Origin of the sequence: Jiella mangrovi, assembly GCF_017815135.1 — a bacterium.
GTDB classification, from domain to species: domain Bacteria; phylum Pseudomonadota; class Alphaproteobacteria; order Rhizobiales; family Rhizobiaceae; genus Jiella; species Jiella mangrovi.
In genome coordinates this window covers 1-21,028 of sequence record NZ_JAGJCF010000002.1, presented here as the reverse complement: position 1 = coordinate 21,028, position 21,028 = coordinate 1, and the positions used below count along the sequence as shown (strand labels likewise).

The window sequence follows — 21,028 nt, the reverse complement described above, 5'->3', positions numbered from 1 at the left end:
TAAAGCATTCACTTGCGGCCGAGGTTTCGACCGGTCATCGCAAGGCCTTGGCAGTTGCTCGACAGGGGCATGGCTCGGCGGCGGTGGCCGCGCTTTCATTCAGGATAGGGCCGCAGATGTGCCACTTGTCGCTACGCCCGGGCCAGACCATCGCAACGCCGTTCGCCGCCATCTGCCGCAGCGAGGGAGCGCGCCCTTCATGAGCCAGCTTTCCGGCGTCACCGACGACCAGACAGTCTTCGGAAGGTTCCAGCGCACCGCGGAACGCTATGCCGATCGACCGTTTCTGACGGTCCTGCCCGAAACCGCCGCCGTCTACGGCATCGCCGCCGGAACGACGACCTATGGCAAGGCCCTCGACGCCGTCCTGGCGCAGGTGGAGGCCTATCGCGCGGGCGGCTATGGGGCCGGCCACAGGGTAGGGCTGCTGCTTCACAATCGGCCCGATTTCATCTTTCACTGGTTCGCGCTTAACGCCCTTGGCGTTTCCGTCGTGCCGATCAATCCGGATCTGCGGGCCGTCGAGCTCGAATATCTGATCGCCCATTCGAAGCTGGTGCTGGCCGTCGCGACCGCGGACCGTGTCCGCGACCTCGTCGAGGCCGCAGAGGCAAGCGGCGCCGTGATCGGCGTGATCACGCCAGGCGAGCCGGTTCCAGCTGCTGCGACGCCGCGAACTCTTGGCCAGGCAGGGCTTTCGCGCGACGACGAATGCGCCTTGCTCTACACGTCGGGCACCACCGGGAAGCCGAAGGGCTGCGTCCTTACCAACGACTATTTCCTCACCGCCGGCGAATGGTATGCGACCGTCGGCGGCCTCGCCGCCCTTCGCGCCGATCCGCCCGAGCGGATGCTGACGCCGCTGCCGCTGTTCCACATGAACGCCATGGCCTATTCGCTCATCGGCGTGATCACGGTCGGCGGCTCCATCGCGATTCTCGACCGGTTTCATCCGAAAAGATGGTGGGCGAGCGTGCGGACATTCGGCGCGACGGTGGTGCACTATCTCGGCGTGATGCCGGCGATGCTGATGGCCGCTCCCGCCGATCCCTCCGACACTGCGCATGAGGTCCGCTTCGGCTTTGGCGCGGGTGTCGACCGCAGCCTGCATGGGCCGTTCGAGGAGCGCTTCGGCTTTCCGCTGCTGGAAGCCTGGGCGATGACGGAAACCGGGGCTGGCGCCGTGGTCATCGCCAGCGAGGAGCCGCGCCGGATCGGCACCAACTGCTTTGGTCGCCCCCGACCCGAGGTCGAGATCGCCATCCGGACCGAGACGGGCGGCGAAGCCATGACCGACGAGCCGGGCGAAATGCTGGTGCGGCGCGCGGGCCCCGACCCGAAGCGCGGCTTTTTCCGCGAATATCTCGGAGATCCCGACGCCACCAAGGCTGCCTGGGAAGGCGGCTGGTTCCACACCGGCGACGTCGTGCGGCGCGATGCCGACGGCCAGCTGCATTTCGTCGACAGGCGCAAGAATGTCATCCGCAGATCCGGCGAAAACATCTCCGCCGTCGAGGTCGAGAGCGTGCTGGCGCGGCATCCTGGGGTGGGCTCGGTCGCCGTCGCGCCGACGCTGGATGCGGTGCGCGGCGAGGAGGTGGTCGCCCTGATCGTGCCGCGCGAGGGTGCTTGCGCTGGGCCTGAGCTGGCCCGAGAGATCGTGCGATACTGCCTGTCGCAGCTTGCCTATTACAAGGCGCCCGGCCATGTCGCCTTCGTCGATGCAATCCCGCTGACCTCGACGGAAAAGATCCAGCGCGGGGCGCTGAAGACGACGGTCGAGACCCTGATTGCCAAAGGCATCGCCATCGATACCCGCAGCCTGAAGAAACGGACGGCGTGACGTGACCCAACGAGGCAATCCGCGCAGGCCCTACAGGGACGTCGCCGTCGCCGTTCCCGTCAGCATTCCCTATGTGCGCTACTCCCAGGACACGGCGCATTGGTGGATTGCCCGGGCGTTGAAGACCCTGACCGAGAGGGCGGGCATCACCCCCGCCGATCTCGACGGCCTCTCCGTCTCGAGCTTCTCGCTCGGCCCCGACACCGCCGTCGGCCTGACCCAGCATCTGGGGCTGACGCCGCGCTGGCTCGATGCCATTCCCATGGGCGGCGCCAGCGCCGTCGTTGCCCTGCGCCGGGCAGCGCGGGCGGTGGAGGCAGGGGATGCGTCGATCGTCGCCTGTGTCGGCGCCGATGCCAATCAGGTCGATTCGTTCCGCAAGCTCTTGTCGTCGTTTTCGCGCTTTTCCCAGGATGCCAGCTATCCCTATGGCTATGGCGGACCGAACGGCTCCTTCGCGCTCCTCACCGATCACTACATGCGAAGCTATGGCGTGACCCGCCAGGATTTTGGCCGGATCTGCGTCGCCCAGCGCGACAATGCGCTGACCTATCCGCAGGCGATCATGCGGAAGCCTTTGACGCTCGAGGCCTATATGGCGGCGCGGCCGATCGCCGATCCGATCCATCTCTTCGACTGCGTCATGCCCTGCGCCGGCGCCGAGGCCTTTCTGGTCACTACGGCCGACATCGCCGAAGATCTCGGTCTGGAACAAGCGAGGCTGCTGTCGACCATCGAGCGCCACAACGCCTTTCCGGACGACGCTATCCAGATGCGCGGCGGCTGGGCGATGGATGTGGACGAGCTCTACGCCATGGCCGGCCTTCGCCCGGACGACATCGACGTGGTCGAGACCTATGACGACTATCCGGTGATCGTGATGATGCAGTTCGAGGATCTCGGCTTCTGCAAAAAGGGCGAGGGGGCGGAGTTCGTCCGCTCGCACGATCTGACCAATTGCGGCAGTTTTCCGCACAATACCAGCGGCGGGCAGCTTTCGGCCGGGCAGGCGGGGGCCGCAGGCGGCTATCTTGGCCTCGTCGAGGGATTGCGGCAGGTGACCGGGCAGTCGCTTTCGAAGCCGGTGGAGGGCGCGAGAACTGCGCTGGTCTCGGGCTTCGGCATGATCAACTACGATCGCGGCCTCTGCTCCGGCGCGGCCATCCTGCAAGGGGCGGCGACATGAGCGTTCCGATCGAAAGGCCACCCCGCAAGGATCCACAGGCCGCGACGCGGCCGGCGGAGCTGCCGCCGCTCAATCGCAGCCGGTCAGCGCTCGGAATGACGGCCTGGGCGGCGCGCGGCATCTTTGCGCTGCAGGTCTGCGACGCGTGCGGCCGGGTGGCCTATCCGCCGCGCGATGCCTGCTCGGGCTGCCTGTCGACGAGCCTGCGTTTCCAGCCCGTGGAGGGCGGCGCGACGGTGATCGCCGAAACGACCATCCGAACCAGCACCGACCTTTATTTCCGCGAGCGCATGCCCTGGCGCGTCGGCATGGTGAGGCTCGACAGCGGTGCTTCGATCGTGACCCATCTGCATGGCGATGTTGCGGTGCCGGGCCCGGTTCGCATGGTGGCCAAGCTCGACAAGGGCGGCAATGCCGTCGTCATAGCGCTTCCGGCCGAGGATAGTGACAACATGGCCGATGACCTTCAATTTCGCGAACTGACCGCGAGCCCGAAATTTCGCCGGGTCCTCGTCACAGACGGGCGCAGCGCCGTCGGTCAGGCGGTGGCGGCAAGGCTTGCAGGCGCCGGTGCGGTGAGCGTCTTCGTCGGCATAGCCGAGCCGTGGAAGCCCTTTGCCGGTCAGAGCGAACTCGCGGCCATGGCCAATGTCGAGACGATGGAGCTCGACCTGACCGACACGGCCTCGGTGACCGAGCTTGCCGGCGAGATCGGCGGCAAGACGGACATCATCGTCAACACCGCCGACCATGTCCGGCCCGGCGGGCTCGTCGGCCAGGACGCGCTGGCGACGGCCCATCAGGCCTTCGAGGTCAACGTCTTCGGCCTGCAGCGCCTTGCCATGGCCTTCGGGCCGGGGATGCGGGCGCGCGGCGGCGACGGCACGAACTCGGCGGCCGCCTTCGTCGACATCCTGCCGATCCACGCTTTTGCCAATCTGCCGGAGTTCGGCTTTCATTCGGCCAGCTGTGCGGCTCGCCATTCGCTCCTGCAATGCCTGCGCGCCGAACTGCGCCCCGGCGGCGTGCGTGTGATGAGCGTCTTCACCGGTCCGGTCGATGACGACTGGCGCCAGCATGTGCCGCCGCCCAAGGTGGCGCCGTCGCAGATCGCGTCCGCCGTTCTCACAGCGCTGAACGAAGGCATCGAGGAAAGCTTTGTCGGCGATGTCGCGCAGGATGTGATGGCCCGGTTTCTCGCCGATCCCAAGGTTCTGGAACGGGAGCTCAGCCAGTGACGCAGCCGCCGCAGCCGACCGGCGCCGATCTTCTTCAGGGCCTCGCCGCCGGCCTCGCATCCGGGACGGTCGAGATCGTCGATCTGACCCACGCCCTGTCGCCGGACTTTCCGGTGATGGTCCTGCCGCCGGAGTTCGGCCAGTGCCAGCCTTTCCGCATGGAGGAAGTCTCGCGCTATGACGGGCGCGGGCCCGGCTGGTACTGGAACACCATCACCATGTCGGAGCATGCCGGCACCCATTTCGACGCTCCGGCGCACTGGATTTCCGGCCGTAACCTGCCGCAGGGAACCGTCGACGCGGTGCCGCTCGACAAGCTTGTGGGGCCGGCCATCGTGCTCGACTTTTCGGCCGAAAGTGCCGCCGACGAGGATTTTCTCCTGACGCGGGATGGCCTCGAGGCGTGGGAGGCGGCGAATGGCGCGATCGAAGAGGGCGCCTGGGTGCTGTTTCGCACCGACTGGTCGAAGCATCTCGGCAGCGCCAGATATCTGAACCTGAAGGAAGACGGCGCCCATTCGCCGGGGCCTGCCGCCGACGCGATGGAATTTCTGGTCAAGGAGCGCGGCATCTGCGGCTTCGGCACCGAGACGATCGGAACGGATGCCGGGCAGGGCGGACATCTGAGCCCGCCCTATCCGGCCCATTTCATCCTGCACGGCCACGGCCGCTACGGCCTGCAGTGTCTGACGGGCCTCGACCGGCTGCCGGCGCGCGGCGCGGTTCTGTTCGCGGCGCCCTTGAAGATCCGCAACGGCTCGGGCAGCCCGCTGCGGGTCTTTGCGATGGTTCCGGGGAAACCTGCGGGACTCTGAGGCGTGTGAAGAGCGCCACGAGCGGAGCGCCCCATCCGGATTGCCATCGTTATAGTTTAAGCCTAAACTAATATGACCACAGCCGAGAGGAGAGAGCGATGCGCATCACGGTGATCGGCGGCGGGCCCGGCGGGCTCTATTTCGCGCTCCTGACCAAGAAGCGGCGGCCGGACTGGGACGTCGAGATCTTCGAGCAAAACCAGGCCGACGATACCTTCGGCTTCGGCGTGGTCTTTTCCGACGAAACGCTGCACGAATTCCTGTCGCGGGACCCCAAGTCCTTCGATCGCATCCGCGACGACTTCGCCTATTGGGACGACGTCGCCGTCCACAAGCATGGCGCCGAGATGCGCTGCGCCGGCAACGGCTTTGCCGGCATCTCGCGGATGAAGCTCCTTGCCATCCTGCAGCAGCGCTGCCGGGAAGAGGGCGTCGCGATGCAGTTCGGCGTCTCGATCCCGCCCGAGGAGCTGCAGACCCGCTTTGCGGATTCGGACGTGATCGTCGCCGCGGACGGTGTCAATTCGCGCATCCGCGAGCAGTTCAAGGACAGCTTCCAGCCCGAGGTCGCAATCAAGTCGAATCGTTTCTGCTGGATGGGCTCGACCCGGCCGATGGACGAGTTCAACTACTTCTTCCGCGAGACCGAGCACGGCATCATCTGCGCCCATACCTATCAATATGAGAAGGGCCGCTCGACCTGGATCTTCGAGATGGACGACGCCTGCTGGCGCGGCCACGGCTTCGACCGGATGGACGAGGAGCAGTCGAAGACCGCGCTCGAAAGCCTCTATGCCGAGGAGCTTCAGGGCCATTCGCTGCTCCTCAACCGGTCGAACTGGCGCCAGTTTCCGCGCATCTTCTGCGAGAACTGGTCGCACGACAACATCGTCCTCCTCGGCGATGCCAAGGCCTCGGCGCATTACTCCATCGGCTCGGGCACGAAGCTCGCCATGGAATGCGCCATAGCCCTGTCCGATGCCGTCGTCGATCATGGCGAGACCAGCGTCCCCGACGCCTTCAAGGCCTATGAGGACGCGCGCCGCACGCCCTGCCAGATCATCCAGCACAATGCCGACGTTTCGCTCGCCTGGTTCGAGCACATGAACCGCTCCTGGGACATGGAGCCCGAGCAGTTCGCCATGGTCGTCATGTGCCGGGCGAAATCCATCACCTACGATAATCTCCTCGTGCGCGACCCGGCCTTTGTCGAAAAGGTCGACGACGCCTTTTACAAACGGCTTCTGGCCGAGACCGGCGAGGACTACGCGAAATCGCGGCCGACGCCGATGTTCACGCGCTTCAAGCTGCGGGAGATGACGGTCGAAAACCGGGTCGTGATGTCGCCGATGGCGCAATATTCGGCCGACGAGAACGGCAACCTCACCGACTGGCACTTCGTCCATTATACATCCCACGCCCTTGGCGGGCCGGGCATGGTGTTCGTCGAGATGACCTGCCCGTCGGCAGATGCGCGCATCACGCCGGGATGCCCGGGGCTTTGGACCGACGAGCAGGAAGCGCAGTTCAAGCGGATCGTCGATTTCGTCCATCAGCATTCGAAGACGAAAATGGTGATGCAGCTCGGCCATGCCGGCCGCAAGGGATCGACCCAGCTCGGCTGGCAAAAGATGGACAGGCCGCTCGAAGACGAGGCGAAGAACTGGCCACTCTATTCGGCCTCGGCGCTGCCCTATTTTGGCGGCGTCAGCCAGGCGCCGAAGGCGATGGACCGGGCCGACATGGACCGGATCAAGGCCGATTTCGTCCAGGCGACCGAGCGGGCCGAGCGCGCCGGCTTCGACATGGTCGAGCTGCACTGCGCCCACGGCTATCTGCTGGCATCGTTCCTCTCGCCGCTGACGAATCTGCGTACGGATGAGTATGGCGGTTCGGTCGAGAACCGGCTGCGTTATCCGCTCGAGGTCTTTCAGGCGATGCGCGAGGTCTGGCCGAAGCACAAGCCGATGTCGGTGCGCATCTCCGCCACCGACTGGGCGGAGGGTGGACTGTCCGAGGAGGATGCGGTCGCGATCTCGCAAGCCTTCGGCGAGGCCGGCTGCGATCTCATCGACGTTTCTGCAGGCCAGACCATCCCCGAGCAGAAGCCGGTCTATGGCCGGATGTTCCAGGTGAAGTTCGCCGAGGCCATCCGCAACGGACCGAAGATGGCGGTTATGGCCGTCGGCGCGATCACCGAACCGGGCCAGGTCAACACGATCCTGCATACCCGGCGCGCCGATCTCGTCGCGCTCGGCCGGCCGCATCTCTGGAACCCGTATTTCACCCGCGAGGCGGCTGCCTGGTACGACACCCGCAACCAGCATTGGCCCAAGCAATATCTCGCCGGCCGCGATCAGGCCCACCGGGAACTGCCGAAGAAACGGGATCAGGAGACCGAACTGCGCCGCAAGGCGCGGCCGCGGCCGCATGATCCGTCCGACGCGGTGGACGCCGGCGGCGACCAGCAGGCGGCAGCGGAGTGATGGCTGACGAAGCGTCGGTCTTCACCGCCCGCTACGCGTTGCGCTTCGGCCAGTGCGACCCGGCCGGGATCGCCTTCTTTCCCCGTCTGGTCGAGATGCTGGCCTGGACCGTCGAGGACTGGTTCGCCGAAGCGCTCGGGCAATCCTTTCGCCGGATCCATGTCGAGGAAGACCGGGCGACGCCTGTCGTCTCGCTGTCGGTCGATTTCGTCAGCCCGGCCCGGCTCGGCGACGTTCTGGTTCACGAACTGCGCGTGCTCGAGATCGGGCGAAGTGCGGTGAAGCTCGACATTTGCGTTGCCAAGGAAGACGGCACGATGGTGCTGCGATCGACCCAGACGGTCGTTCACTGTGCCCTTTCGGGCGAGGCGCCGCAATCGCAAGCACTGCCCGAAGGGCTGCGTCGGAAGATGGAAGGCTATCTGGTCAGGGACGCGCAGGTCGCCTGACCGTGCCCCAAGGGGCTTCTCCCAAACGCTTCCGGCGCCTTTGACGGCGCCGATCTTTTCACGAACAGGACACCTCATGGACAAGCGCGTTCTGAGCGATCTCATGACCGAGCAGGCAAACCGCTTCGGCGAGCGTGAATTCGTGGTGATCGGCGAGACGCGGCTGAGTTTTGCCGGCGCCGTGGAGGCTGCCTCGCGCCGGGCCTCGGCGCTGGCGGGCATCGGCATCGGCCGCGGCGACCGTGTCGCGCTGATGGTCTCCAATCGAGTCGAATTCCTCGAAGTCTTCTTTGCCTGTGCCTGGCTCGGGGCGATCGCCGTGCCGATCAACGGCGCGTCACGTGGCCTGCAGCTGCAGCACATTCTCGGCAATTGCGGCGCGAAGCTGCTGGTGATCGAAGACAGCCTCGCAGACTGCCTCGGCACGATCGACCTTCAGGCATCGGCGCTGGCGAAGATCTGGGTCGTCGGCGATGTAGCGGCGGTTCCTCATGGGGGCGCGATCGCCATGCCCGAAGCCGGTGGCCTGAGAGAGGCGGCGGCTTCGACCGCCGGTGATCTCGCCGCCATCATCTACACCTCCGGCACCACCGGTCCGTCCAAGGGCGTGTGCTGTCCCCATGGCCAGCTCTACTGGTGGGGCGCCAACACCGCCGACATCCTCGGCGTGACGCAGAGCGACCGGCTCTACACGTCGCTGCCGCTGTTCCATGTCAATGCGCTCAATACCGTCTATCAGGCCCTGATCACCGGCGCGACGGTGATCGTCGGACAGCGCTTTTCAGCGTCCGGCTTCCTGCCGGCGATGATCGAGCATCGGGCGACCGTCACCTATCTCCTCGGGGCCATGGTGCCGATCCTGCTGTCGCGGCCCGCCTCGGATCTCGACCGGGCCCACTTTCTGCGGATCGCCCTCGGCCCCGGCGCGCCGGCCCGCTTTCATGGGCCATTCCATGAGCGGTTCGGCTTTCGCCTGGTCGAGGGCTACGGCTCGACCGAGACCAATTTCGTCATCGCCGGACAGCCCGGCGAGGGCGTGACCGGCGCCATGGGGACGCTGCGGCCGGGCTTCGAGGCGAAGGTGGTGGATGAGAACGACGAGGCGCTCCCGGCCGGCGAGGCGGGCGAACTCATCCTGCGCGCCGACGAGCCCTTCGCCTTTTCGAGCGGCTATTTCGGCATGCCGGACAAGACCGTCGAAGCCTGGCGAAATTTCTGGTTTCACACCGGCGACCGGGTGGTCCGCAACGCCGACGGCAGCTTCCGCTTCATCGACCGGATGAAGGATGCGATCCGCCGGCGCGGCGAGAACATCTCCTCCTTCGAGGTCGAGCAGGCGCTGCTCGCCCATCCGGCGATCGCGACCGTCGCGGTCTTTGCGGTGCGTGCGGAAATGGCGGAGGACGAGGTCATGGCGGCGATCGTCCCGGCGACCGGCAGCGTGATCGATCCGGCCGAGCTGATCGCCTTCTGCCGGTCGAGGCTGAGCTATTTCGCCATTCCGCGCTTCATCGACATCGTCGACAGCCTGCCCGTCACAGAGAACGGCAAGGTGCGCAAACATGCGCTCAGCGAGCGCGGCGTCAGCGCGGCGACCTTTGACCGGGAAGCCCACGGTATTGCCGTGCGCTAGGCATGGCGGCTGGAAAGACGGACGCTACAACGGGAATGAAACAGCGAGTGACACGGATGGAATACGGCAACGGCACAGTCTCGCTCCGGATCGACGGCGATGTCGCGACGGTCGTCATCGACAACCCCCCGGTCAATGCCGGAAGCCACGACGTTCGCCATGGGCTTCTGGCGGCCTTTGCCGCGATCGAGGGATTGGCTGGTCTCGTCGGCGTCGTCCTTTGCGGCGCCAACGGCACCTTCGTTGCCGGCTCGGACCTGAAGGAATTCGGTGCGCCGCTCGGCGATCCGACGCTTCCGGCCGTGATTGCCGCGATCGAGGCGCTGCCGGTTCCGGTGGTCGCGGCTCTCGACGGGGCGGCGCTCGGCGGCGGCTTTGAGCTGTCTTTGGCCTGCGACGGACGGGTGGCGGCACCGGGCGCGATCCTCGGTCTCCCCGAGGTCGGCCTCGGCATCGTTCCGGGAGCGGGGGGCACCCAGAGACTGCCCCGCCTTGCCGGCGTGCCGGAGGCGTTGAAGCTGATCTGCGGCGCGCGGCGGATCAAGGCCGTCGAAGCCCTGAAGCTTGGTCTCGTCGACAAGGTCGCGGACGGCGATCTGCGCCAGGAAGCAGCCGATTTCGCAAGAAGCCTCGGCGCAAAACGCCGGGTCAAGGATCTGCAGGTTCCGGCAGTCGACGCGGCGGAGCGCGAGGCGGCGAGGCGCGAGGCGCTGAAGGTCGGCAAGAACCGCCCGGCAGCGATCGAGGCGGCGCGGCTCGTCGAGCTTTCCGCCAGCCGGCCCTTTGCCGAGGGTCTGGCCGAAGAGCGCCGGGTGTTTCAGGAAATTCGCCTGAGCCCCGAGGCGGTGGCGCTCCGCCATGTCTTCTTCGCCGAAAGGGAGGCGGGGCGCGTCAACGGCTTGTCGGCCAGGCCCAGGCGGATCGACAAGGTGGCCGTCATCGGCGCCGGCACGATGGGGGCCGGTATCGCCTATGCGCTGCTGCGCGCGGGCTTTGCTGTGACCCTCGTCGAACGGGGCGCGGAAGCCCTTGCGGCCGGTGTCCGCCGTGTCGAGGATCTGATCGCCGGCGACGCCGCCAAGGGGCGGCTGAGCGAGGCGGCTGCCACCGACGCGTCGGGCCGACTGTCGCCCAGCACGGAGCTTTCCGCCTGTGCGAGGATGGATCTCGTCATCGAGGCGATCTTCGAGGACATGGCGATCAAGTCGCAGCTTCTCGGCGATCTGGACGCGATCATAGGCCCGGAAACGATCCTTGCCTCCAACACCTCCTATCTCGACCTCGACGCTCTGGCGGCGGCGAGCGGGCGGCCGGACCGCGTTCTCGGCCTCCACTTCTTCAGCCCCGCCCACATCATGAAGCTCCTCGAAGTCGTGCGTGGCGCGAGGACGTCCCACGAGACGCTGGCGACGGGCCTCTGGCTCGGTCGCAAGCTCGGCAAGACGGCGATCGTCGCTGGCGTCGGCGAGGGCTTCGTCGGCAACCGGCTTTATGCCGCCTATCGCGGCTTTGCCGAGATGCTGGTCGAGGACGGGGCGCTGCCCTGGCAGGTGGATGCGGCGCTGGAAGAGTTCGGCATGGCGATGGGGCCCTTCGCGGTGTCCGATCTCTCCGGCCTCGACATCGCCTTTGCCCGGCGCAAGCGACTGGCCGCAACGCGCGATCCGGCCGAGCGTTACGTCAAGCTGCCGGATATGCTCTGCGAAGCCGGCCGGCTCGGCCGCAAGACCGGCGCTGGCTGGTATATCTATGAGAATGGCAAACGGCAGCCGGATCCGCAGGTCGAGCAGATGCTTCTCGCCGAGGCCGAAGCCGCCGGGAGCGAGCGCCGTCCCGTCGCGGATGCGGCCTGCCGAGACCTTGCGCTGGCGGCCCTCGTCAACGAGGCGGCGCTGGTGCTGGAGGAGGGGATCGCCCAGCGGCCGGGAGATATCGACGTCGCCTTCGTCAATGGCTACGGCTTTCCGCGCTGGCGCGGCGGCCCGCTCTGGTGGGCAGCTCACGAGGGCCGGGAAGCGGTGCTTGCGGCACTGCCCGAGGTAAGCAAGGTCGTCGGGCCGACCTTCAGGCGGGGGAAGGTCGAGGCGATGCTGGATACGCTCGGCGGCTGAAGCGGGCGTGCCTGGCGGGTCGGAGTTGCCCGAAGTTTCGGTTCGAAATGAGATCCCGCGCGCTGAAACCGAGATCGAAGCTCTTTGCGGTACCGGTTGGCGAATCGGGCCGGCATCCGGAGTTGGCGGGACCTCAAGCGCTCGGGAACACACGGCCGTCGAAGAGCTTGCGTGCCGTGCGCAGGGTGCCGGCGCCGGTCACCAGGCCCGCCGCGTCCTGCTCGATGAGCACTTCGGCGGCGCCGGTCGGGTGTTCGATGAGGAAGCGGCCGCCGGCATGCGGGCCGATCATCTCGCCGGCCGGCGTTCCCTCCAGCGTGCAGGCGGTGGCGACGGAGACGGCGGCGAAGACGCCGATCGTCGCGTGGCAGCGATGGGGAATGAAGCTGCGGGTCGAGATCGTGCCGCCGGCCGTGGCGGGCGAGACCAGCGTCATCTTGGGCACGGACTTCTCGCTGACGTCGCCGAGATTCATCATCGGCCCGGCCTTGAGCCGGATCGCCTCGAGCCGCGCCTTCAATTTTGCGTCGGCTTCCAGCGCCTCGCGGCTCTCGGTGCCTTCGATGCCGAGGTCCTTCGCCCGCATGACGACGATCGGCATGCCGTTGTCGATCAGCGTCGCCTCGACGCCGTCGATGACGTCGACCGCATTGCCGGTGGGCAGAAGCGCGCCGCACATCGAGCCGGCAATGTTGGTAAACATCAGCGGCACGGCGGCGTGATGGCCCGGCACACCGTCGATCGCGGCTTTGCCGGTATAGGAGACGCGGCCGTCCGGCGTCTGGATGCGCGCGGTGGCGATCTCGCCGGTGTTGAGCATATGGATGCGGACGGGCGTTTCCGCGCCGGCGACGGCGACGAGACCGCGCTCAATCGCCGCCGGGCCGACGCCGGCGAGGATGTTGCCGCAGGCCTGCGCATCCGACACGAGTGCCTGATCGACGAAGACCTGCAGGAACAGATAGTCGACGTCGGCATCGTCACGGCTCGATGGCGAGAGGATCGCCACCTTCGACGTCAAAGGATCGGCGCCGCCGATACCGTCGATCTGGCGCGGGTCGGGCGAGCCCATGATGCGAAGGAGAAGCTCGTTGCGGGCGGCGGGCTCGGCGGGGAGGTCGGTTGCGAGGAAATAGGCCCCCTTCGAGGTGCCGCCGCGCATCCACAGGCAGGGAATGCCGTCGCGGACGGGATCGGAATCAGCCGTCGCCGGGCCGGGCGCCTCAGACATATTTCAGGCCCTTCTCGGCCAGCCGCCCGCGCATGGAATAGATGTCGAGGCCGAGTTCGCCGGCGGCGAGGCGCTGGCGCTTGGCCTCCTCGTTGGCGGTGCGGGCCTTCGCCTTCTCGGCGACCGAGGCGGCATCGGCGCGCCTGACGACGCAGACGCCGTCGTCGTCGGCGACGATCACGTCGCCGGCCTCGATCAGCTGGCCGCCGCAGATGATCGGCACGTTCACCGAGCCCAGCGTCTCCTTGATGGTGCCCTGCGAGGAAATCGCCTTCGACCAGACCGGAAAGTTCATTTCCTTCAGATCGGCGACGTCGCGGACGCCGGCCTCGATGATCAGGCCGCGGCAACCGCGCGCCTGCGCGCTCGTCGCGAGAAGATCGCCGAAATAGCCGTCGTCGCAGGGGCTGGTCGGAGCCAGCACGAGGATGTCGCCGTCTTTGAGTTGCTCGATCGCAACATGCAGCATCCAGTTGTCGCCCGGCGGCGAGGAGATGGTGACGGCCGAGCCGGCGATCCGCACGCCCGTCTGGATGGGGCGAAGCGCGCTGCCGAGATAGCCGACCCGTCCCTGCGCCTCGTGGACCGTCGAGGTGCCGGCTTCGGCGAGGCCCGCGATTACCGCGGGATCGGCGCGCTCGATGGTCTGGACCACGTAGCCCGGCGTGTGAGGCGCGATGGAATGGATGTCGAAGGCCATGACGTCGCTTTCCTTCAGGATTTGACCGGCGGGGTGCCGTGGGTGTGGAAGGTCTCGATGGTCTTCAGGCCCCAGGCCTGGCCCTTCCTGCGATCGCTTTCGGTCCACATGACCGGCTGCCAGTCCGGGGCGAGGATCAGCCGGGCGCCGGCATTGGCGAGTTCGACGCGGTTGCCGGCAGGCTCCCAGACATAGAGGAAGAAGGTGCCCTGGATCGCGTGCTTGTGCGGCCCGGTCTCGATGTGGACGCCGTTCTGGAGGAACACGTCGGCGGCGCGCAGGATGTCCTCGCGCTGGTCGGTGGCATAGGTGACGTGATGGAAGCGGCCGTGGCCCTTGCCGTGTTCCTCGGTGCAGGCGAGGTCGTAGCTCTTGTTGTTGACGGTGAACCAGCAGCCGCCGATCCGGCCGTTGTCGAGCTGGATGTATTCCGTCACGCGGCTGCCGAGGCAGGTTTCCATGAACCGGCGAAACTCGCCGACATCCTCGGCAAGCAGGTTCAGATGGTCGATCCGGCGCGGCGCGGCGCCGGTGAAGGCGGAGGCGGTATTCTTCAGCGCAGCCTTCTCGGCGTCCTTCTGCGCTGCATACCATACCGTATCATAGTAGATCTCGAAGACGTGGCCGAACGGGTCGTCGAAGCGGAAGGCGCGGCCATGGCTCTCGTCGCCCTCGATCCAGCCGTGAATCCGGTAGCCCGACGCCTCGATCGCGGCGACCCGGCGCTCCAGCGCTTCCGGCGAGGCGGCGCGATAGGCGACATGGCCGATGCCGGTGCTGTCGGAGCGCGTCAGTTTCAGGGTCGCATGTTCGTAGTCGTCCCAGGCGCGCAGATAGGCCGAGGTCTCGTCCTGGCCGGAAAGCTTCAGCCCGTAGACCCGCGTGAAGAAATCGAGGCTCTCGTCGAACCTGTCGGTCAGCATTTCGACATGGCCGAGATGGGCGATGTCGAAGCTTTGGGTCGCGGGCATGGTCATGCGGTCTCACCTCCCAGAAGATTTCGGCCTTTGCGGCTCAAAGTTCGTCCACCGTCCGGGGGAAGACTGACTCGAAGCCTTCGGCATAGCGGCAGTCGCGGCCGCCGGACTGGCCACCGGAATTGCGCTTGAAGTGGTTGGCCCGGTTGATGGCGACGCGGGTATAATATTCCCACAGATGCTCCTGGCCCTGCATGGCTTCGATCGCCGCGCGCTTCTTCTCCCAGACCGGCGTGATGTCGAGGAAGGTGTCGGGCTTCCAGCCCATCTGCTCGGTCTGGTGCGGCTCGAAGAGATAGAGCTGCGGCGCGCCGAGAACCTTTTCGCCCGGATTGTGGCCCCAGGCCTGGGCGATCATCCGGCATTCGAGCACCGCCTGCGTCGTGTTCATGTGGTCGGTGTTGTAGGGGTCGTAGCGCGAATGGGAGAGCATGAAGGCCGGCTGGACCTTCCGGATCACGTCGACGATCTTCATCTTGTTGTCGCGGGAGAATTCCAGCGGATAGTCGCCGAGGTCGAGGCAGACGAGGTCGTGGACGCCCAGCGCGCTCGCGGCCTCCTCGGCCTCCTTGCGGCGCTCGTCCTTGACCCTTTGCAGGGTCATGCCGTCCTGTTTCCAGAGCTTGGCGCTCTCGCCGCGCTCGCCGAAGGAGAGACAGAGAACCGTGACCGCATAGCCCTTTTCGGCATGGAGCGCGATCGCGCCGCCGCAGCGCCAGACGAAATCGGCGGCATGGGCGGAGATGACGAGGGCGGTTTTCTGGGCGGACATGGCCGTCTCCTGCGTTGTTCTGGCGGCGACCTTTCACGGCAGCGCGCTTCGCGGCAATTCGGAAGCGCGCGTCTCGACATAAGTTCATGCTATGACGCCTCCCTTCGCGCCGCCCTTCGTGCGACAATCGCGGCAAGAGAAACACGGAGGATGAGGCAGTGAGCGAACGGATTGCGGTTATCGGCTTCGGCGAGGCAGGCCGGACGATCAGCGCCGGTTGGCCGGTCGCCCGCGACACCCTTTCGGCCTTCGACGTCAAGTCGGCGGCGAGCGAAACCCGGGAGGCGATGGCGGCGCGTTTCGATGAGGCTGGCATCGCCGGCTTTTCGTCAGGAGCCGAGGCGCTGGCCGAGGCCGGGGCGGTGTTCTGCCTCGTGACCGCCGACCAGGCGGTCGTCGCGGCCCGGCAGAATTCGCCGTTTCTCGAAGAGGGCGCATTCTGGTTCGACGGCAACAGCTGCAGCCCGGACAGCAAGAGCGAGGCGGCGGCGATCGTCGAGGTTGCCGGCGGGCGCTATGTCGACATGGCGATCATGGCGCCGGTGCATCCCAAGGGGCATCGCGTCCCGGTGCTTCTCGCGGGGCCGCACGCCGAAGCCGGGCTCGCGGTTCTTCAAGGGCTCGACATGAATGCCGCCGTCGCCGGGCCGAAGGTCGGGCAGGCCTCGGCCATCAAGATGTTGCGGTCGGTGATGATCAAGGGCTTCGAGGCGCTGACGGCCGAGTGCATCCTGGCGGCCCGCAGGGCAGGGGTCGAGGCGAAGGTCCTCGCCTCACTGCAGGCGTCCGATCCCGGTTTCGACTGGCAGGCCCGGTCGAGCTACAATCTCGAACGGATGGCGGCGCATGGAAACCGCCGGGCGGCGGAGATGGAAGAGGTCGAGAAGACCGTTGCCGCGCTCGGCCTGCCGCCGCGCATGAGCGCCGCAATCGCCGCCTGGCAGCGCCAAATCGGCGGGCTCGGCGTTGCCTTTGAAGATGCGGGACCCGCCAATGGAGACCACGGGCTGGCGGCCCGCGCCGATGCGCTTCTGAACCGGTTGTGACGTCCCGCAACCTGCGTCACCTGCGGCTGTGCCTCGCGGTCGCCGACACCGGCAAGCTGACGCTTGCGTCCGAAGTCGCCCATGTCTCCCAGCCTGCGGTGACGCAGGCGATCGGCAAGCTCGAGCGGGACTTCGGCGGCAAGCTCTTCGACCGGACGCGGCAGGGCTTCTTCGTGACACCAAGGGGCGGCGCGCTCGTTGGCCGGCTGCGCCGGGCCTTCGATCGTCTCGATCCGGCGCTCGCCGACATCTCGCCGCGGCTCAAACTGACGGCGACCATGGCACAGCTCCAGGCGCTGACCGCCGTCGTCGAGACCGAGAACGTGACGCTGGCCGCGCGCCGGCTGGACCTCGCGCAGCCGACCGTCCACCGGGCGATCACGATGCTGGAGCGCGAGGCCGGGCGCCGGCTCTTCGAGCGGATGTCCTTCGGCATGGTCGCTTCGCGCCAGACGGTGGCGCTGGCGCGTGCCGTCCTTTTGGCATTCCGCGAATTCGATCAGGCCGAAGCCGATCTGGCGGAGTTCGACGGGCGCGACGCCGGGCGCATCGTCATCGGCGCGCTGCCGCTCGCCCGCTCGGTTCTCCTGCCGCAGGCGCTCGTCGAGTTCCGTGCGATCCGTCCGGGACAAAGGGTTCTCGTCGTCGACGGCCTTTATGACGAACTCCTGACCGGGCTTCGGCGCGGCGACATCGATGTCATCGTCGGGGCGCTGCGCCAGCCGGCGCCGATCGGCGACGTCGTCCAGGAACGGCTCTTCGACGACCAGCTGACGATCATCGCCGGCAATCACCATCCGCTCGTCGGGCAGACCGGAGTGCCCCGCGAGGCGCTTGCCGCTTATCCCTTCGTGGTGCCGCGCGAGGGAACGCCCGCAAGGCTTCAGTTCGACGCGTTTTTTCAAGGTGTCGATCTGCCGGGCGGCATCATCGAGGCAGGGTCGATCCTTTTGATGCGCGAGATCGTCGCCGAAAGTGAGCATCTCGGCTGCATCTCCGGACAACAGGCGCGTGCCGAAATTTCAAAGGGTCTGGTTGCAGAGATCGACGTCGACATTAACTGGCCGGGCCGCGCCATCGGTCTGACTTATCGAGAGAATTGGGCGCCGACACGCTCGCAGTCGATGCTTCTCGACCTCATTCGCAGCCGGGTCGATGACGGCGCATCATAGCATGATCTTATGGGCGCCCCTGTCGTTTGAATTGGGAAAGAGGGCTCATCGGCGTCTACTGAGAGGATCAGGCAGTCCGTGCGAGGGAGGGCTTCGTTTCCGGGCTGCGATGGGAGGAAGCATGCTGCGCGGACTGGAACGGTTGTCCAACGGCCTCGAAAAGGCGACGATCGCACTGACGGTGATCGGCGGCCTCTGCCTCCTCGGCGTGGTCGTCGTCGTGACGGCGGGCGTCGTGTCGCGTTACGTCTTCGGAGCGCCGGTGCTCGGGGTGAACGAGATCGTCGAACTCACCGCCGTCGCCCTCGTCATGTCGGCGCTCCCCTATTGCACGGCTCGCGGCGATCACGTCGCCGTCGATGTCTTCGATGGCATGCTCGGGGCGTGGGGCCGGCTTTTGGGCGACCTCCTGTCGCGCGGCATCGCGGTGACGATCCTCGCCATCCTCAGCTATCGCGCGGTGCTGAAGGCGCTCGACGCTCTCGAATGGGGCGATGCCACCAACATGCTGCAGATGCCGCTCTGGCCCTACTACGCGATCCTCGCGGTCGGCACGGCGTTGTGCGCGCTGGTCTTCGCGGTCCAGTTCCTCGTCCTGGCCGCGAAAGGTCCCCGTTCATGACGCCGGTCACCGTCGGTCTCATCGGCATCGCCTGCCTGTTCGTCCTTCTCATCATCCGCACGCCGGTCGCCTTCGCCATGCTGGCCGTCGGCTTCTTCGGCTACTGGGCTCTGGAAGGCTCGCGCAGCGCGGGCGGCGTGCTTCTGACCGAGAGCTATTCGGCGGTCGCGAGCTACAATCTCATCATCGTGCCGATGTTCGTCCTTCTCGGCAACATTTCGGCCGTGGCCGGTTTCAGCCGGGGCCTCTACGACGCGGCCTTCGCATGGGTCGGCCGGTTCAAGGGCGGGCTCGCCTCGGCTTCGGTGCTCGGATGCGCGGTGTTCGCCGCCGTCTCCGGATCCTCGGTCGCGACGGCCGTGACGCTCGGCCGCGTCGCACTGCCGGAGATGCGCCGCCTCGGCTATGCGCCGAGCCTTTCGACCGGCGCCATCGCCGCGGGCGGCACGCTCGGCTTTCTGATCCCGCCGTCGACCGGCTTCGTGCTCTATGCCATCCTGACCGAGGAATCGATCGGCCGGCTGTTCATCGCCGGCATCCTGCCGGGACTGCTTCTGACGGGCCTGTTCATCGCGGCGATCTGGATCGTCGCGACGCTCGATCCGAAGGCCGGTCCCCGCGGCGAGCCGATGGCTCTCGGCGAGCGCTTTCGGGTTCTCGGCGAGGCTGCGCCGCTTCTGGCGATCATCGTCATCTCGATCGGCGGCATCTATGCCGGCGTTTTCACGCCCGTCGAAGCGTCGGGGGTCGGTGCCGCGCTGGTCATCCTTCTGGCGCTCGCCCGCCGGCGGCTGACATTTTCCGGCCTCAAGGAGGCGGTGCTGAACACGCTCAGCACCTCGGCAATGCTCTACATGATCGTCATCGGCGCCAACGTCCTCAACCCGTTCTTCGCCATTACCCGCATTCCCGAAGCGCTCGGCGACGGCCTCGTCGCGCTCGGTCTCGGCGCCTATGGCACGCTCTTCGTCATCATCCTCGCCTATCTCGTTCTCGGAATGTTCATGGACGGGCTGTCGATGCTGGTCGTGACCATCCCCATCGTCTTTCCGGTGATCGTCGGCCTCGGCTTCGATCCGATCTGGTTCGGCGTCGTCGCGGTGATCGTAATCGAGATGGGGATGATAACGCCGCCGGTCGGGCTCAACGTCTTCGTGGTTCGCGGCGTCGCCGGCGACGTGCCGCTCACGACCGTGTTTCGCGGCGTGTTGCCGTTCCTCGTCGCGATGATCGTCGGCCTTTTGCTGATCATCGCGATCCCGGGGATCGCGCTCGTGCTGCCCAATTCGATGTTCGGCTGACGCGGCGACGCCTCGACGAGCCGCGCCAAGCATTCCATCAATGCATGTCAAACAGGAGGAAAAGACGTGTTGAAGACAGTACTCAGGGCAGCCGTTGCGGCGGCGGTTCTTACGGCGGCGCCGCTGGCGTCCGCCAAGGATCTCAAGCTCGCCGACTTCCAGCCGCCAAGCCACTTCGTCGTCGGCTCGGTCTACGAGCCGTTCAAGAAGTCCGTCGAGACGGCGACGAACGGCGAGGTCACCGTCACCTTCTACATGGGCGGCGAGCTCGGCCCGGGGCCGTCGGAACAGTATAATCGCACCGTCGAGGGCGTGACCGACATCGCCTTCGGGCTGCCGGGCTATACCGCTGCGAACTTTCCGAAGACGCTCCTGACCGAACTGCCCGGCGTGATCGACGCCGCGACGGGAACCGACCACATCCTCGCGCATATGGACATGCTGTCCGACGAGTATCGCCGCGTCGCGCTGCTTGGGTTGTGGAACAACGCACCGAACCTCCTCCTGTCGGCAAGCAAGCCGATCCGGACACTCGACGACATGAAGGGCATGAAGATCCGCGTGCCGTCGCGCAATGCCGGCCTCGTGGTGGCCGCCTGGGGCGCGACCCCCGTCTCGATGCCGGCGCCGGATATCTACAACGCGATGCAGACCGGCGTCATCGACGGCGCGATGATCGATGCGACGGCGCTGAAGGCGTTCAAGCTCGCCGAGGTCACCAAGTCCGTCACGCAGGGGATGAAGACCACGATCTCCAGCTTCTTCCTGATCATGAACCGGGACTCGCTCGCCGACCTTACCGACGAGCAGCAGAAGGCCGTGATGGAGGCCGGAAAACAGGCCGCACGCAACGGTCACGACGCCTGGGAATCGACGGCCAAGACGGTGCTCGCCGATTTCGGTTCCACGGACGGCAAGGAAGTCATCACGCTGCCCGCCGAAGAGGCCGCGAAGTTCGACGCCGCGTCGGCTCCGGTGGTCGAACGCGTCATTTCCGAGGCGGACAGCTCCGGCATCAAGGCGTCGGCCTTCGTCAAGGCGCTGAAGAGCAACTGATCGCCTGACATTTCCGGCTCATTGAAAGGCCCGGCCGCATTCCTGCGGTCGGGCCTTTTTTGTGACGGATGCCTGACAAGGGTCGTTGATTCAATAAGTTAGAGCGTCCTTTGTGCGTCCATTCGGTGTGCACGACAGTCTCGTTGAACGGCGCATATCGAGTGCCTGACACTCCAAGATCAGGCGTGCACTTTTATCGCGCTCGTCATGCTCGGGCCCCGTCCCGAGCATCCAGTGCGCCGATTAAGCTTCTTTTGTGTCAGACGTTTCTGGCAACTGTGTTCATTCGAACGCCTTTCTGTCTCTCTGCATGGCGTTGAGAACAGTGAGAAGCTTTCTGGCGACGGCGATGATGCCGACTTTCTTCGATCCCGATCTTTCGGCGACGGC

Annotated in this window: 17 protein-coding genes; 13 read left to right on the top strand and 4 right to left on the bottom strand. The window is 66.4% G+C overall.

The features are described from left to right. The first annotated feature begins 199 nt into the window (after positions 1–199). From J6595_RS03025 to J6595_RS02990, 8 genes are all read left to right on the top strand, one after another. A complete protein-coding gene (locus tag J6595_RS03025; RefSeq protein WP_209592987.1) occupies positions 200–1,843 on the top strand; it encodes an AMP-binding protein in 1,644 nt (547 codons plus the stop codon). 1 nt (position 1,844) lies between these two features. Next, complete coding sequence (locus J6595_RS03020; protein WP_209592986.1) at positions 1,845–3,029, top strand: thiolase family protein; 1,185 nt, start codon at positions 1,845–1,847, stop codon at positions 3,027–3,029. Further along, a complete protein-coding gene (locus J6595_RS03015; protein WP_209592985.1) occupies positions 3,026–4,267 on the top strand; it encodes an SDR family NAD(P)-dependent oxidoreductase in 1,242 nt (413 codons plus the stop codon). Before J6595_RS03020 ends, J6595_RS03015 begins: the two co-directional genes overlap by 4 nt. Then, positions 4,264–5,082, top strand: a complete 819-nt coding sequence (locus J6595_RS03010) for a cyclase family protein (protein WP_209592984.1) — start codon at positions 4,264–4,266, stop codon at positions 5,080–5,082. Before J6595_RS03015 ends, J6595_RS03010 begins: the two co-directional genes overlap by 4 nt. A gap of 98 nt (positions 5,083–5,180) precedes the next feature. Next, entirely contained in the window at positions 5,181–7,568 is a 2,388-nt protein-coding gene (locus tag J6595_RS03005) for an oxidoreductase (protein ID WP_209592983.1), read from the top strand. Further along, positions 7,568–8,017 carry an acyl-CoA thioesterase gene (locus J6595_RS03000; protein ID WP_209592982.1) on the top strand — a complete coding sequence of 150 codons (450 nt, stop codon included), beginning with the start codon at positions 7,568–7,570 and terminating at the stop codon, positions 8,015–8,017. Before J6595_RS03005 ends, J6595_RS03000 begins: the two co-directional genes overlap by 1 nt. 76 nt (positions 8,018–8,093) lie before the next feature. Next, complete coding sequence (locus J6595_RS02995; protein WP_209592981.1) at positions 8,094–9,650, top strand: ATP-dependent acyl-CoA ligase; 1,557 nt, start codon at positions 8,094–8,096, stop codon at positions 9,648–9,650. 56 nt (positions 9,651–9,706) lie between these two features. Continuing rightward, positions 9,707–11,761, top strand: coding sequence for an FAD-dependent oxidoreductase (locus J6595_RS02990; protein WP_209593363.1), 2,055 nt, complete (start codon positions 9,707–9,709; stop codon positions 11,759–11,761). Between the two features lie 133 nt (positions 11,762–11,894). On the opposite strand, the gene J6595_RS02985 is transcribed toward J6595_RS02990, so the two are convergent. The 4 genes from J6595_RS02985 to J6595_RS02970 are packed head-to-tail and all read right to left on the bottom strand — an operon-like array spanning position 11,895 to position 15,441. Beyond that, positions 11,895–12,992: a 4-oxalomesaconate tautomerase gene (locus J6595_RS02985; protein ID WP_209592980.1), complete on the bottom strand. Its 1,098-nt coding sequence runs from the start codon at positions 12,990–12,992 to the stop codon at positions 11,895–11,897. Beyond that, on the bottom strand, positions 12,985–13,692 hold the full coding sequence (locus J6595_RS02980; protein ID WP_245197588.1) for a 4-carboxy-4-hydroxy-2-oxoadipate aldolase/oxaloacetate decarboxylase: 708 nt from the start codon (positions 13,690–13,692) through the stop codon (positions 12,985–12,987). Before J6595_RS02980 ends, J6595_RS02985 begins: the two co-directional genes overlap by 8 nt. Positions 13,693–13,706: 14 nt before the next feature. Continuing rightward, positions 13,707–14,669: a VOC family protein gene (locus J6595_RS02975; RefSeq protein WP_209592979.1), complete on the bottom strand. Its 963-nt coding sequence runs from the start codon at positions 14,667–14,669 to the stop codon at positions 13,707–13,709. Positions 14,670–14,706: 37 nt separating this feature from the next. After that, positions 14,707–15,441, bottom strand: a complete 735-nt coding sequence (locus J6595_RS02970) for a PIG-L deacetylase family protein (RefSeq protein ID WP_209592978.1) — start codon at positions 15,439–15,441, stop codon at positions 14,707–14,709. 158 nt (positions 15,442–15,599) lie between these two features. Here J6595_RS02970 and J6595_RS22815 point away from each other — a divergent pair, with 158 nt between their 5' ends. From J6595_RS22815 to J6595_RS02945, 5 genes are all read left to right on the top strand, one after another. Next, complete coding sequence (locus J6595_RS22815; protein ID WP_209592977.1) at positions 15,600–16,487, top strand: NAD(P)-dependent oxidoreductase; 888 nt, start codon at positions 15,600–15,602, stop codon at positions 16,485–16,487. Further along, positions 16,484–17,659, top strand: coding sequence for a LysR family transcriptional regulator (locus J6595_RS02960; RefSeq protein WP_209592976.1), 1,176 nt, complete (start codon positions 16,484–16,486; stop codon positions 17,657–17,659). Before J6595_RS22815 ends, J6595_RS02960 begins: the two co-directional genes overlap by 4 nt. A gap of 121 nt (positions 17,660–17,780) precedes the next feature. After that, the gene (locus tag J6595_RS02955) at positions 17,781–18,281 is read left to right on the top strand and encodes a TRAP transporter small permease (RefSeq protein WP_209592975.1); all 501 of its coding nucleotides are present in this window, start codon (positions 17,781–17,783) and stop codon (positions 18,279–18,281) included. After that, positions 18,278–19,582 carry a TRAP transporter large permease gene (locus J6595_RS02950; RefSeq protein WP_209592974.1) on the top strand — a complete coding sequence of 435 codons (1,305 nt, stop codon included), beginning with the start codon at positions 18,278–18,280 and terminating at the stop codon, positions 19,580–19,582. The genes J6595_RS02955 and J6595_RS02950 overlap by 4 nt, the downstream gene beginning before the upstream one ends. Positions 19,583–19,648: 66 nt before the next feature. Next, positions 19,649–20,638, top strand: coding sequence for a TRAP transporter substrate-binding protein (locus J6595_RS02945; protein WP_209592973.1), 990 nt, complete (start codon positions 19,649–19,651; stop codon positions 20,636–20,638). The last annotated feature ends 390 nt before the right edge of the window (positions 20,639–21,028 follow it).